We start from the raw sequence: 13,673 nt of genomic DNA on the forward strand, positions 1-13,673 counted from the left end.
GTTCAAGGAGGCATGCGTGGATACCCTGTCGACGCCGGTGCAGATCGGCTCGCTACGCCTGGTCAACCGCTTGGTGGCCACCGCGCATGGGTCCGGAGCCGTCGCAGGTGGTCTGGCGTTGCCGGGAGACGACGAGTACTGGCGCCGCTGCGCGGCAGGTGGTGCGGCGATGGTGATCGCCGGCGGAACGGTGGTGAGCCCGGAATCGACCACCCGGATCGGCAACACCACCGAGGCGTGGCGGCCGGAGGCGGTCCACGGGCTGCGCAGGCGCGCCGCGGCGATCGCTCAGGAGGGCGCGATACCGGTCTGTCAGCTGGTGCATCTCGGGCGCGAGACACTCGGAGCGGAGATCTGGGGGCATCCGCTCGCGCCGTCGGCGATCCGGTCGCCGCGGGAACCGGTACGCCCACGCATGATGACCGAGGCCGATATCGACCGGGTCGTGGACGATTTCGTCGTAAGTGCGCGGCATGCCGCCGACGCGGGCTTCGCCGCCGTGGAACTGCATGCCGCACACGGCTATCTGCTCGCGCAGTTCCTCTCCGCGCCCACCAACCACCGCGCCGACGCGGGCACGATCTCCGGCCGGGCCCGCATACTGCACCGGCTGCACGCGGCGCTCACCGATGCCCGCCCGGAACTCGCTCTCGGCGTACGGGTTTCGATCGACGGCGCCGAAGAGGCGGGCATGGACATCGACGGGCTGTGCGCGCTGCTCCCGCTGCTCGAGATGTTCGATTACATCAATGTGACCGTGGGTGTTCGCACCACCTATGTGCGCGATATGGCCACCGACCTGCCGCCGCTGCTGACACACGGAGCCCGCCTGCGTGCCGCGACGACGCGACCGTTGCTGGTCTCCCAGGCGTTCCGGTCCCGCCGCGACATCGAGTCGGCACTGGACGCCGGCGCCGACCTCGTGGGTCTGGCGCGGCCGTTCATCGCCGACCCGCAGATTGCGGGGAAACTGCTCCGCGGTGACGATTCGGCGATCCGCCCGTGCGTCTCGTGCAACGAGGACTGCCGCACTTTCACGCCGGCGCTGCTGTGCTCTGTCAATCCCGAACTGGGGCCCGGCGGCTCGGGCGACCGGCCGGCGATGCCGCTGCGGCTCGGCCGCCGGCCCGGGACCGGCAACCGGGTGGCGATCGTCGGCGCCGGACCCGCCGGACTGGAGGCCGCCCTGCGACTGACGCCCACCCACGATGTCACGCTGTTCGAAGCAGGCGCTCACATCGGCGGCCAGCTACGGGCCGCCGCGCACGCACCTCATCGCGACGGGTGGGCCCGGTTGCTTCGGTTTTACCAGGACAACATCGGCGCCGCGACGCTACGGCTCGAACACACCGCGCGGCCTGCGGATCTGGACGGCTTCGACCAGATCATCATCGCCACGGGCGCGACGGAGATGTCGACGGCGGGAGCGTGCCGCGCGACCGAGGCCATCGTCGACCGGAACCGGATTCGGCCGGGAAGCCGGGTGGTCGTCGCCGACGACGGCTTCGGGTACTGGCCGGCTGTCGGAGCGATCGAGTCGGCGCTGGAGGCCGGCGCCGCCGAGGTCACCGTGCTCGTCCCCGGACCAGGATTCGGGACATCGCTTCCCATGGAGAGCCGGGTCCAGCTGCGCGAACGGCTGGCGGGCCGTCCGGTGACCTTCATCGTGGAGGCCTCACCTGTCGAGACGGCCCCCGCGCCGGATTCGACATCGGAAACTCTTGTCACATACCGAAATAATCTGTCCGGCAAGAGGACTCGACTGGTCTGCGACCTGTTCGTCACGGTGGGTGAGCGCATCGCCCGAGACTGGCAGCCGTTCGCGCAGGAGCTGCCACACGCCCGGATTCAGGTGATCGGCGATGCGACCGTGCCGCGTCGCGTGGCGCACGCCATCGCGGAGGGGTACGCCGCCGCTCAGGCGATCACCTCGAGTCGGCATCCGATCACCGCAGCGTGACCCGCGACAACACGGGCCGACCCAGGGCCAGATTCCGGTGAAGCCGTCCCCCCGGCGGTATCGGAATCTGGAACGTGCTCTGCCCGAATGGAATACAGCACCCCGGCGAGCGAGCCACCCCTGACTCCTTTGAAGGGTCCGTCCGCCACACCGGCCGACGGCCCTCCCCGGCAGCACGCCGGAACCACACCTGCTCGGCAGCGACGCCGAGGAGCCCGATGAGAGGAATCACCGATGAGGAAAATCGCAGCGATGTGCGCACTGGTCGCCGGAGCCACCGTGGGCATCGCCGGAACCGCGCAGGCAGCACCACAATCGGAGGCCGTCCACTACCGGACCACGGCCACGCCGACCGGGACCGTCGTCACCATCGACGCGGGAAGCCTCGACGCCGGCAACGGCGTCTTCACGATCAAGAGCCCCAACGGAACCGTACTTGCCGGATCCGACCTGTCCTTCCGGGTGGACGATTTCGTCTTCCCCATCGCCGCCGCGATCGACGGCCGCACCGCCACACTCACACCCGAATTCGACTTGGCCCACGCCACATACCGTCCCGTCGCCCTGCCCTACGAAGAGCAGGCCCCGTGGAAGACCCAGTACGACCGCGAACAAGCCGCCTGGAACCGCATGGTCACCACCATCACCACCGGCGCCACCATCGGAACCATGGTCGGTGGACTCGGGGGCGCCGCGGTCGGCTGCGTCCTGGGCGGCATCGCGGGCGCCACCGTCGCCGCCGCGACCATCATCGGCATGTTCGGCCCGTTCGTCCCCGCCGCCGCCGTCGGCTGCCTCGGCGGCATCGTGGCCATCGGGGCACTCGGCACCGCCGCCGGGCAACTTCTGGTGACCGCACCCGTCGCCGTCATGGCCGCCGTGCAGTACTTCACCACCATCAACGAACCCGCCCCGGCCGTACCGGCACCCGGACCGGCTCCCGCCAAGTAATCCGCACCCACCGCGGGGGGTCCGGCTCCGCGTGACCCTGGGCACCGCACCCGAGAGCGCGCCCACGCCCCGGCGACTTCATGGTCACCCGAGCCGGACAGCTGTGACCTCGCCGGGGTACGGGGCGGCGCTGCCCGGCATCGACGGCGCGCCGGCGCTCGCCCGGATGCAACCGCGCAGAATCTGGAGGTAATGATGACCGCAGACCGCTTCGAGGGAAAAGTCGCAGTGGTGACCGGCGCTGGATCGGGTATCGGTGCGGCGACCGCGCGACTGCTCGCCCAGCGTGGCGCCGCGGCGGTGTACCTGTGCGATATCGATGCGGACGCGGCCGCGCGGAATGCGGCCGCGCTCGGCGTCGGCCATTGCACTGGGCTCGATGTCGCCGACCCGGCCCGGGTGCGGGAGATGTTCGACACTGCGGTGGCCCAGCACGGTCGGGTCGACGTGGTGGTGCATGCGGCCGGTGTCGACGATCCCACGAGCAAGCAGTGGATCTACGAGGCCGCCGAGCGCGACGAACCGGTGGATGTGATCACCCGGCTCGACGACGCCGACTGGCGGCGGGTGATGGCGATCAATCTCGACGGCACCTTCTTCGTGCTGCGCGAGGCGGTCCGGGTGATGCGGGAAACAGGGGGCGGGTCGATCGTGACCGTGGGTTCCTCCTCGGCCTTCGACACTCTGATCGGATATCCGCACTACGCCGCGTCCAAGGCCGGGGTGCACGCACTGAGTCAGGCGGTCGCCAAGGAGGTTGCGCCCCTGGGAATCCGGGTCAATACCGTAGCGCCCGGTCCGGTCGACACCGGGATGGCCGCGCGCACGCCGGCGCATCTACGGGCCGCCATGAACAGCGGCCCCACCCGCGGCTACGCGACAGCCGAGGAACTGGCCGACAACATCCTGTACCTCGCCTCCCCGGGGGCGGCGAACGTCATCGGTGCGGTGCTGCTGAGCAATGGCGGAAGGTTCACCGTCTGACGCTCGGCGATCGCCGGATCGGGCGTATTTCAGTTGTATCCCACCGCGAGCCGCGTTGTGCGGCAGCGGTTTCGATGAGGGAGTAATCATGCGAGTAATCCGGGCCGACGTGCTTGTCATCGGTGCGGGCATGGCCGGGCTCACGGCAGCGGCCCGGTCGCTGGAGCGTGGCAGCTCGGTCGTGGTGGTCGAAAAGGCGGCGGCCGTGGGCGGATCGGCGCGGTTCGCCGGGTACGCGTGGACTGCGCCGACCCACGAAGTGATGGATGAGATCAACCCCGGCGGCGATCCGGCGCTGCGCCGGGCGCTCGTGGACGGGTTCGGGGGCGCGATCGCCTGGGTCGAGTCGCTCGGTGTCGAATGCGCTGCGGCCGTGCCGATCCTGCGCTACGGCCTCGGCCACCAATTCGACACCAACCAGTACCTCGACGAATGCCGTCGGCGGGTCGGCACCGCCGGGCGGTTGTTCACCGAGACCGAAACGATTGCATTGCGCAGCCGAGGCGGCGCGATCACCGGTGCGCACCTGCGCCTGCCGGACGGCAGAGAGATCGAGGTCGATTCCGCCGCAACGATTCTCGCCACCGGCGGTTTCCAGGCCGATGCCGGACTGGCCGCCGAGAACATCCATCCGAATGCAGGCGTGATGCAATTGCGGTCGAACCCGGCCAGTTCCGGAGACGGCCTGCGCCTGGCAGAGGCCGTCGGCGCCGCAACCGGCAAGCCCCGGTCCGGGTTCTACGGACACCTCGTCCCGACCGGGGTACCGTTCCGCGATTCGGGCGACTTCGTTGCGCTGTCGCTGTATTACAGCGAGCACGCGCTCCTGTTCAACCTCGACAACCGCCGATTCACCGATGAGACCCTGGGCGATCACCTCACCACGATGCGATTGCTCGAGCAGCCGGAGTCGCGTGGACTGCTGATCGCCGACGAGCGGGTGTATCGCGAGTGGGTCCTCGGCAGCTATGTCGAGGGCGCGGTCGCGGTCGACAAGTTCGAGCTCGCCCAGCGCCGCGGCGGCCGGTGCGGAATGGCCGAGACCCTCGAGGACCTTGCCTATCTGCCAACGGAGTGGGGTTACGACGGTGCGGCGATCGCGGCCGAGATCCGCGCGGTGAACGCGGCCGGCGCGGCAGTCCACCCCGCACGCGTGCACGACTCGGCCCCGCTGGACCGGGGACCGTATTACGTGATCGAAGCCTGTCCCGCTCTGACCTTCCCGTTCCACGGGATCCGCATCGACGAGCACGGCCGAGTCCTCGCCGCGGCAGGCGGCACCGTAGACGGACTGTATGCCGTGGGATCAGACGCCGGCGGCCTCTACGACCACGCCTATGCCGGCGGCATTGCTCCCGCACTGGTCTTCGGCCTGGCTGCAGCCGACGCCGCGGCACCGCCACACACCGCTGGAATAGCCTGATCCAACACCGGCGAACCCGTGTCCCGGCCCTGACGGAAACCTGCGGGAGAAGGATGCTGCTGCTGTCGTCGCTCGTGGTCACTGTGCCCACAGCGGTCCGCTGAACATCCGCTTCGACCGCAAGCCCACCCATTTCATGGCCCATTTTTCGGTATCGGTATAGGGATCGGTGACGGCGAGTGCGTCGCGGCCATCTCGGCTCCGGCATCCAGCTGAAACCGGCACCGGTGAGCGCGCCAGCGTCGTCATCGAAGCCGATCAGTAGGTTGCCGTCGGTGGCGGCCAAGAAGTGGCAGTGCGCTTCTCCGGTCAAGGATTTCGGTGTCCAGGAACGGTCGCCGTCGATGCTCTCGATCGGTCTCAGACGACTCGGTGCCGAATTCGACGGTCCGGGGTTTCCAGAGGCGAACAGATGATCGGCGGCCGGGATTGACGGTCAGCCCCATGAAGTTGTCATCGGAAGTGCCGATCCGAGGGCGCGCCCTGATCCGGGGTCGCGCCTGTCCGTGGCGATGGCGAACAGGCCGATGTCCGTGCCCACCAACGATGTTGTGTCCCCGGGCAGGTGGCCGGTAAACCACACCGTCGGCGCGCCGGCAAGGAGTTGGAGGTAGTCTGCGGCGGCTCGTTGGTCGTGGTCGTGCGGGTCGTCCAGCCTCGGTGCCGGATCTCGTGCCTTATACCTCGATTTGTGAGCCCATGATGATGGTGCGCTCGCGTGGCAGCCCGAAGTAGTCGGCGGCGTCGGCGGTGATGTAGGAGGTGGCGATGAACAGGCGTTTGCGCCACGAGGCCATGGTTGGGGTGGTGCCGCGGCGGAGTTCGATCGTGGACAGGAAATAGGTCGCGCGGTCGAGATCGAGCGGGCCTTCGGTGTCTCGTCGGTCGACGAGTGTGAGCGCGTGGGGAACGTCGGGGGTCTCCATGTAGCCGTAGCGGGCGGTGACGTGGGTGATGCCGTCGTCGGGCGGCCCGAGAGGGTCGGTGGCGATGCGTTCGTTGTCGGGGATGCGGGGGACGGGTTCGGTGTGGATGGACAGGATCACGATGTGGTGGTGGCGCACGTGGTTGTGTTCGACGTTGGCGCGCAAGGCCAGTGGTGCTGTTTCCTTGCCGCGGTTGAGGAAGATGGCGGTGCCGGGGACTCGCGTCGTGGCGGGTGTGCCTTCGGCGAGTTCGTCGACGAATGTCCGCAGGGATCCTTCTCTCCGGATTCGTTCGGCGGTCACGATCTGGCGGCCGCGTTGCCAGGTCGTCATGACTGTGAATGCGGTCAGGCCGATCAGCAGCGGCAGCCAGGCGCCGTGCGCGAACTTGGTGAGATTGGCGGCGACGAACAGCAGATCGATGGTCAGCAGCGGGAGTGCTGTGGCGGCGAGGATCCAGCGGGGGATATGCCAGCGGGTTCGCGCGACGTAGAAGAACAGCAGGGTGGTGATGGTGATGGTTCCGGTCACTGCCATGCCGAAGGCGAAGGCCAGCGCGGTCGAGCTGCGGAAGGCGAAGACCAGGGTGAGTACCGAGACCATCAGCAACCAGTTGATCCACGGGACGTAGATCTGGCCGATCGTGGATTCGGAGGTGTGGGCGATGCGCAGCCGCGGCAGGTAGCCCAGTTGCGCTGCCTGGGAGGCCACGGAATATGCGCCGGTGATCACCGCTTGTGAGGCGATGACCGTGGCGGCGGTGGCCAGCAGCACCAGTGGAAGTCGTGCCCAACCGGCTGCCAGCAGAAAGAAGGGGCTGCTGATGTTGTGGGGATTGTCGAGGATGAGCGCGCCTTGGCCGAAGTAGCTGAGGATGCAGGCCGGAAAGACCAGGATCAGCCATGCCCGGGTGATGGAGCGGCGGCCGAAATGTCCCATGTCCGCGTAGAGCGCTTCGGCGCCGGTCACGGCGAGCACGATCGCGGCGAGCGCGAAGAACGCGGTGCCGAAGTGTCCGGCCAGAAAGCCCAGCGCGTAGGTGGGCGAGAGTGCCTGCAGGATGCGGGGATTGTGCGCGATGCCGCCGATGCCGCAGGTGCCGATGGTGAGGAACCACAGCACCATGATGGGGCCGAACATCCGGCCGACCGTGGCGGTGCCGCGGCGTTGCACCACGAACAGCGCCACGATGATCACGACGGTCACCGGGATGACAAGGTCTTTCAAGGCCGGCTCGACGACCTTGATGCCTTCGACCGACGACAGTACCGAGATCGCGGGCGTGATCATGCTGTCACCGAAAAACAGTGAGGCGCCGAAGATTCCGAGCGCGGCCAGGCCGATGGCCGTTTTCCGCCCGTGTGGTGAACTCCATCGGCGAAGCAGCGTGATCAGTGCCATGATGCCACCCTCGCCGTCGTTGTCGGCGCGCATGGCGAGCAGGACGTAGGTGACGGTGACGATGATCATCACCGACCAGAACACCAACGACACCACGCCGAACACGTTGTCGGTGTTCACCGGCACGGGATGGGGGTCGCCCGGGTCGAATACGGTTTGCAGGGTGTAGATCGGGCTCGTCCCGATATCGCCGAACACCACCCCCAGCGCGCCGATCACGACACTCCAGCGCACGGTATCGCGGTGGCTCGGCGGCTGACCCGGCTCCACCTCGAACGCGGGGCCGCCTCCGATGGTGCCCTTCGCCCCTGTCATGGTGCTCCTCCACGTCGTGGTGTCACGCCAGTCGGACGATACAGCGCGGCGTGGGCTCAGTATCACCCGAGCGGCGAGCACACCACCCACCAGCTGACCAGGGAAGGTCGGGCACGATCCTTCCTGCGACCCCGTAAAAGGTTTCGGCCGAGAGCATTCGTGTCGTCACGGTCGAGTGGGGCGCGAGGCCGGTCGTGGATAGGGGCCGGTGGGTGTGAGCGTGGCAGGCGGCGGCGCGGCAGGCAGGACGCTGGCCCCGCCTGCCGCGCCGGCGTCTGTCTCGCCCGCGATGGAGGGACGGACGAGGATAGGGCTGATCGTCGAGATGGCCCGCAGACGCGGGAGCCCTAGCCCGCCGTGACGTCCAGCGCGCTCGGTGGTAGCGAACGCGTGCGGTGACGCGCCGCACGGCATTTCGGATCGCTCAGCGTTTCCACAGCGTTGCTTCGCGACACTGGGTATGTGTCAGCGATTGTCGATGTCTTCCACGGGTTGCTGGATGAGGTCCGCACCGAATCGTCGAGCATGGAAATCGCGGTCGGTGCGGCCGCGGTGGGTGCGGCAGTGCTCGCCCTCTCCGGTTTCGCCGGCAGGATCGGGGGCTCGTCGAGGTCGGGCGTGCGGGTCGGCTGGTGCGCAGTGCGAGCGCTCGTGGTGTCGGCGCTGTTCGTGGTGGTGGCGGTGCAGGTCGCTGGTTCCGGGTGGATCACCGGTGCCGATGCGGCCACCTTGCGGTGGTTCGTAGACCACCGCAACGGTACCGCGACTGCGTGGGCACTCGTGATCACCGAGCTCGGCAGTCCGGTCGGTGTGGTGGCGTTGGCGGTGATCGTGTCGGGGGTGCTCGCGTGGCGGCGGCGCAGTGCTGTGCCGGCCGTATTCGTCCTGGGCGCAGTGGGTTTCGCGGCCGGTGTGAGCACAATGACGAAGTATGTCGTCGCGCGGGCGCGTCCTCCCGCTGTTCTGCATTTGACTGCGGAATCCGATTTCTCGTTCCCGTCCGGCCACACCACAGGCACCACGGCCATGGTCGGTGCCGTGCTGGTGGTATTCGTGCTGACTCGACCCGGGTACGTACGTACCGCGGTTGCCAGTGTCTGCGCCGCTGTAATCGTCGCCACGGTCGCGGCCACGCGGCTGTATCTGGGCGTTCACTGGCTTACCGATGTGGTCGGGGGCGCGGTACTCGGCACGGCGGTCACACTGATTGCGGCCACATTTGCTGGTTTGGTTGTCGCCGACAGTCGGTGCTGTCCGTCTCGGCGGTCCGGAGAACGGGCACGGCCGTCACCGGGTCGCCGGATCAGCGGCGTACCGGTGCCCCGAGAGAACGAGGTTCTGTCCGAGATGAGGTTTCGCTGTCCACGGGCGGAGCAGGGGCTGAGGGGAAGTAGGAGGGAAGGCGTTCGTGCGCGTTCTTGTGGTGGATGACGAGGTTTCCCTGGCCGAGACGTTGCGTCGAGGTTTGCGGGCGGAGGGCTTCGTTGTGGCAGTCGCTCATGACGGTGTGGAGGGACTCGATCTCGCCGCGAGCGGCGACTTCGATGTGATCGTGCTCGATATCATGCTGCCGGGCCGCAATGGTTACGAGGTCGTGCGTGAATTGCGGCAGCGCCGCATCTGGACTCCGGTGTTGATGCTTTCTGCCAAAGACGGCGACTACGACATGGTCGATGCCTTCGATCTGGGGGCTGACGATTATCTGACCAAACCGTTCTCCCAGGTCGTGTTGACGGCTCGGCTGCGCGCGCTGCAACGTCGCGGCGCCACGGAGCGCCCACCCGTGATCACCGTCGGCGATCTGTCGTTGGATCCCGGTCGTCACCGCGTGCAGCGCGGACAGCAGCACATCGAGCTCACGCCACGTGAATTCGCGGTCCTCGAGTATCTGATGCGCCATTGCGGCGATGTCGTCAGCAAGACCGAGATCCTGCGTTCGGTGTGGGACACCAACTACGCCGGCGACACCAACGTCGTAGAGATCTATATCGGTTACCTACGCCGCAAGATCGACACACCGTTCGGCCGCAACAGCATCGAAACGGTCCGCGGCGTGGGCTACCGGCTCGAGGAAACATAGGGCCGCCGGCTCGGCCTCGAGCCCGCGACGCCTGTTCCCTGTCGCGGTGCGATCATCTGGCCGGCCGTATCGTCGGCTCGGCTGCGGTGGCCGGATCCGTTGCGGTGGTGTGCGTACGGTCGGCGGCGAGGACTGGTTCGAACTCGGTGGCGGATCGGTCGCGGTGGTGGCGCCAGTGGGTGTAGGCGATGCCGAGGACCAGGATCGCGAACAAGACCGCGGAGGTGCCATAGGTACCCAAACCGAGCCCGCCGGAGGTGCGGGGCTTGGACAGCAGGTCGCCGCCGGTGGCGCCGAGGGGGCGGGTGAGGATGAACGCGATCCAGAACAGCAGCGGGCCGGGGATCTTCGTGAAGTAGTGGGCGGCCAGGATGGCGGCCATGATCGCGCCGATCAACAAGGCGCTGCCCCAGTAGCCGAGTCCGGAGCTGTCGGACAGGAAATCGCCGGTGGAGGTGCCGAGGGTGTTCGACAGCAGGATCGCCGCCCAGTACAGCAGTTCACCGCGGAAGGTGGTGATGTTGGTGACGTCGTAGGTTTGCCCGCTGAATTTCCAGATGATGAACACGATCGCCAGTCCGGCGATGAGGATGGCCGCGCCGGCGCCGTAGCCGAGGCCGCCGTCGGTGGAGGTGTCGTGACCGGGCCCGCGGTTGATCAGATCCGACATGGTGGTGCCCGCGGTGCTGGTCGCGGCGATCACTGTCCAGTACAGGGCGGGATGGAAGCGGCGGGCCCGCAGCTGAGCGAGAAGGCTGACGACGAAGATCGCCAGGAACAACACCGTGGCCGCGACGTAGCCGAGCTTCAAGGTCTGCGAGATCATGTCGCCACCGGTTTCGCCCAGGGTGGTAGCGGCGATCTTGAGCACCCAGAACATGACCGTGATCTGCGGCAGCTTGTAGTGGATGAACGCGTTGTCGGTCTGCGCTGTCATGGTCGTAGACGACTCCTTCGTCGAAGCGGGCGTACGGTCGCGCATTCTGCGCCACAGCTGCTGAGAGGACGCTGTGAAACCCTCACTCCAGTGTCGGAGTGGAAGTTCTCTGCGCAGATGTGCCGGTCGCGGACCGCAGCGGCTGGTTGGCGAACACCGCCCGAGCTCCGAAGCTGAGGGACTCGGCGAGCGCCTCACGTTCGACGTGTGCCAGCGATTCGGCGATGTCGGCGCAGTCGGCGTGCTGTGCGATGAATCGCCGTGCCCAATAGTCCGTTTCACGGGGTGACCATCGCGGGCATTGGATGGCCAGGGCGTCGACGCCGTGCAGGACCGCGATCAACGCACGGGTCGCGTCATCGGCGGGTTGGGCGTCGAACAGTGCGCGCTGCAGCGAGCGGCGCAGCTCCTGCTTGCCGAGCAGATCCGTGGTGGGCCATGCCGTTCGGGAGATCACGCCGCCGAACCGGGTGCGGCGGGGGCGCACGCGGTGGGTGGCGTGCAGTGCATCCAGTGACCGCCTGCGAAGCCGCTGCGGTGGCGCGGTCGGCCTGTGGTGCCCTGCGCCGCTGGAGTTGTCGGCGAAAGCAGCGACGGTCAACGCCAGGCCGGTGGTATGCCTGTCGATGACAAGCCGACCAGTGTCGTCGTCGAGCAGCAGCCACAACAGATCGTGCGCAATCGGGGTCATGGGCTCACCTTGGCGCAGGGCGGCTGTGGAATCGCTGAGAAGTCGTGGCGCGGACGGTATCTCATCGGGCGGCTTTTCCGGGCTGGGCGTCGACGGCGCGGACCGAACCGGCTTGCCGGCGTGAGCGCCGACGCAGATACAACACCGCGGCCGTCACGATCGCGAGACCCACGACCGCCGCGACGGCATAACTCGGGCCACGCAGAACGTCTTCGACATGTTGCCAATTCGCGCCGGCGAAGTAGCCGACGATCGCGAGGGCCGCGGACCTCCGAGGGGATCGGAACACACGCTGATTCGGCGGCCATCAGCACCACGATGGCGACAACGCCGTAGGTGAGGATCAGATGTTGCATTCGACGCGGGCTTTCGGCAGACGACATGTGTCGGGACACGACGCCGTGGACTGTGGGCGCGGCGCGGTCGAGGACACCTGATTCGGTGTCGATGCCACCATCGCAGGCGCCTGCTGTGATGACGCTGAGAGCGATGGCCGAGCAGGGGCATCGATCGCCCACAATGTGGTCACGGTGTAGCGGAGACGGGATGGAGTCGGTATGCGGCGGCCACTGGGGATCAGCGAGCGTTTGGAACCGTTGTGGCCGCCGTCGCGGTGGGGTTTGCGGCTTCGTTCGGCGTTGGTCGCCACCGCGGTCATCACCGTGGTGCTCGGGTTCGGTGCCGGGATCATGTTGTGGCTGCTGTATCGATCGCTGATCGGCACCGTGGACGCTGCCGCCACCGCCCGGCTCGATGACATCACCGCGCAACTGCGCACGACCGCACCCGCAGCGCTGAACCCCGCGCTGCTCGCACCGAACGGATACGTCGAGATCGTCGAAATCACCGACCCATCCGGGCGGATCCTTCGATCCTCCGGCGGCGCCGCTGCGCCTCTGGCGCCGAACGCGCAGACCGTTGTCGGACAGTCGGTGGGTGGAGATTCCGATCTGCGGCTATCGGCACGCCCGGTCGAGTCCCCGGCCGGACCGGTCACGGTGGTGGTGGCGGCCGACATCGAATCGGTGGAAGACACGATGGCGGAGGTGGCGATCGCGTTGGCTGTCGGTGCCCCGGTCGTGGTGGTGGTCGCTGCCGGGGCGACCTATGCGCTGGTCGGTCGTTCGCTGCGGTCGGTGGAGGCGATCCGGTCCCGGGTCGCGGGGATCGGCAGCACCGATCTGGCCGAACGGGTGCCCGTGCCGACCGCGCGCGACGAGGTCGCCCGGCTGGCTGTCACCATGAACGAAATGCTCGGCCGTATCGAAGCCGGCCACCTCGCCCAGCGGCGGTTCCTCTCCGATGCCTCCCACGAACTGCGCAGCCCACTGGCCACCGTCCTCGGGGGCCTGGAGCTGGCCCGCGACCATCCCCACGCGTTCGACACCGATCTCGCCGCCGACACGCTCCTGCCGGAAGCCGAACGCATGCGCTATCTCATCGACGACCTGCTCACCCTGGCCGCGGCCGACGAAAATGGCCTGACTCTGCACACCACCGACGTCGACCTCGACGATGTCGCCGCCATCGCCCTCGCGGCGGTCCGCGGCCGCGACGACCTGACGGTGACCACGGACCTGCGCCCGGTCAGACTCCGCGGCGACGCGCGATCACTGACGCGGGTAGCACGAAACCTGCTCGGCAATGCGGTTGTTCACTCCCGCTCGGTCGTCGAATTGCACACGAGGCAGACAGCTACGCGCGCGGAGCTGATCGTCGACGACGACGGACCGGGTATCCCGGTCGCTGAACGTGAACGTGTCCTCCAGCGATTCGTCCGCCTGCAGGACGACCGCGGCCGCGACAGCGGCGGCACCGGACTAGGACTGGCGATCGTCGCCGAAATCGTTGCCGCCCACCACGGCACAGTCACCATCGAGGACTCACCCCAGGGCGGAACCCGCGTCGTAGTCGGGCTTCCTCTCCCACCCGGCCCCTGACCATGTCGCACCAAGGATCAGCGACGACCCGTCTCGGGCCCGGCAGCGTCAACTCGCCGAACACG

Annotated in this window: 11 protein-coding genes; 7 read left to right on the top strand and 4 right to left on the bottom strand. The window is 67.8% G+C overall.

Annotated elements, in window-relative coordinates:
• Window positions 1–16: 16 nt before the first annotated feature.
• The 4 genes from IRT45_RS07225 (at window position 17) to IRT45_RS07240 (ending at window position 5,318) form a co-directional block, all read left to right on the top strand.
• Entirely contained in the window at window positions 17–1,960 is a 1,944-nt protein-coding gene (locus IRT45_RS07225) for an FAD-dependent oxidoreductase (protein WP_194805086.1), read from the top strand.
• A 234-nt stretch (window positions 1,961–2,194) separates the two neighbouring features.
• Window positions 2,195–2,911: a hypothetical protein gene (locus tag IRT45_RS07230; RefSeq protein WP_194805087.1), complete on the top strand. Its 717-nt coding sequence runs from the start codon at window positions 2,195–2,197 to the stop codon at window positions 2,909–2,911.
• Between the two features lie 195 nt (window positions 2,912–3,106).
• A complete protein-coding gene (locus IRT45_RS07235; RefSeq protein WP_194805088.1) occupies window positions 3,107–3,895 on the top strand; it encodes an SDR family NAD(P)-dependent oxidoreductase in 789 nt (262 codons plus the stop codon).
• A gap of 88 nt (window positions 3,896–3,983) precedes the next feature.
• The gene (locus IRT45_RS07240; RefSeq protein ID WP_194805089.1) at window positions 3,984–5,318 is read left to right on the top strand and encodes an FAD-binding protein; all 1,335 of its coding nucleotides are present in this window, start codon (window positions 3,984–3,986) and stop codon (window positions 5,316–5,318) included.
• A gap of 677 nt (window positions 5,319–5,995) precedes the next feature.
• Here the strand turns inward: IRT45_RS07240 and IRT45_RS07250 are convergent.
• A complete protein-coding gene (locus tag IRT45_RS07250) occupies window positions 5,996–7,960 on the bottom strand; it encodes a potassium transporter Kup (RefSeq protein WP_194805091.1) in 1,965 nt (654 codons plus the stop codon).
• A gap of 462 nt (window positions 7,961–8,422) precedes the next feature.
• Between IRT45_RS07250 and IRT45_RS07255 the strand changes: the two genes are divergently transcribed.
• Both IRT45_RS07255 and IRT45_RS07260 read left to right on the top strand, forming a co-directional pair.
• Window positions 8,423–9,391, top strand: coding sequence for a phosphatase PAP2 family protein (locus IRT45_RS07255; protein WP_194805092.1), 969 nt, complete (start codon window positions 8,423–8,425; stop codon window positions 9,389–9,391).
• The gene (locus tag IRT45_RS07260; RefSeq protein ID WP_194805093.1) at window positions 9,369–10,040 is read left to right on the top strand and encodes a response regulator transcription factor; all 672 of its coding nucleotides are present in this window, start codon (window positions 9,369–9,371) and stop codon (window positions 10,038–10,040) included. Before IRT45_RS07255 ends, IRT45_RS07260 begins: the two co-directional genes overlap by 23 nt.
• A 52-nt stretch (window positions 10,041–10,092) precedes the next feature.
• On the opposite strand, the gene IRT45_RS07265 is transcribed toward IRT45_RS07260, so the two are convergent.
• From IRT45_RS07265 to IRT45_RS07275, 3 genes are all read right to left on the bottom strand, one after another.
• Entirely contained in the window at window positions 10,093–10,977 is an 885-nt protein-coding gene (locus IRT45_RS07265; protein ID WP_194805094.1) for a hypothetical protein, read from the bottom strand.
• An 82-nt stretch (window positions 10,978–11,059) separates the two neighbouring features.
• A complete protein-coding gene (locus IRT45_RS07270; RefSeq protein WP_194805095.1) occupies window positions 11,060–11,668 on the bottom strand; it encodes a GPP34 family phosphoprotein in 609 nt (202 codons plus the stop codon).
• Window positions 11,669–11,729: 61 nt separating this feature from the next.
• Entirely contained in the window at window positions 11,730–11,957 is a 228-nt protein-coding gene (locus IRT45_RS07275) for a hypothetical protein (protein WP_228533815.1), read from the bottom strand.
• A 268-nt stretch (window positions 11,958–12,225) separates the two neighbouring features.
• Here IRT45_RS07275 and IRT45_RS07280 point away from each other — a divergent pair, with 268 nt between their 5' ends.
• Complete coding sequence (locus tag IRT45_RS07280; protein ID WP_194805096.1) at window positions 12,226–13,608, top strand: ATP-binding protein; 1,383 nt, start codon at window positions 12,226–12,228, stop codon at window positions 13,606–13,608.
• The last annotated feature ends 65 nt before the right edge of the window (window positions 13,609–13,673 follow it).

Origin of the sequence: Nocardia sp. BSTN01, assembly GCF_015354405.1 — a bacterium.
In the GTDB taxonomy this organism is placed as follows: Bacteria; Actinomycetota; Actinomycetes; order Mycobacteriales; family Mycobacteriaceae; genus Nocardia.

Coding starts and splice junctions, on each gene's coding strand:
- IRT45_RS07230 (WP_194805087.1), top strand. CDS start 2,195: ATGAGGAAAATCGCAGCGATGTGCGCACTGGTCGCCGGAGCCACCGTG.
- IRT45_RS07270 (WP_194805095.1), bottom strand. CDS start 11,668: ATGACCCCGATTGCGCACGATCTGTTGTGGCTGCTGCTCGACGACGAC.
- IRT45_RS07240 (WP_194805089.1), top strand. CDS start 3,984: ATGCGAGTAATCCGGGCCGACGTGCTTGTCATCGGTGCGGGCATGGCC.
- IRT45_RS07280 (WP_194805096.1), top strand. CDS start 12,226: ATGCGGCGGCCACTGGGGATCAGCGAGCGTTTGGAACCGTTGTGGCCG.
- IRT45_RS07235 (WP_194805088.1), top strand. CDS start 3,107: ATGACCGCAGACCGCTTCGAGGGAAAAGTCGCAGTGGTGACCGGCGCT.
- IRT45_RS07250 (WP_194805091.1), bottom strand. CDS start 7,960: ATGACAGGGGCGAAGGGCACCATCGGAGGCGGCCCCGCGTTCGAGGTG.
- IRT45_RS07265 (WP_194805094.1), bottom strand. CDS start 10,977: ATGACAGCGCAGACCGACAACGCGTTCATCCACTACAAGCTGCCGCAG.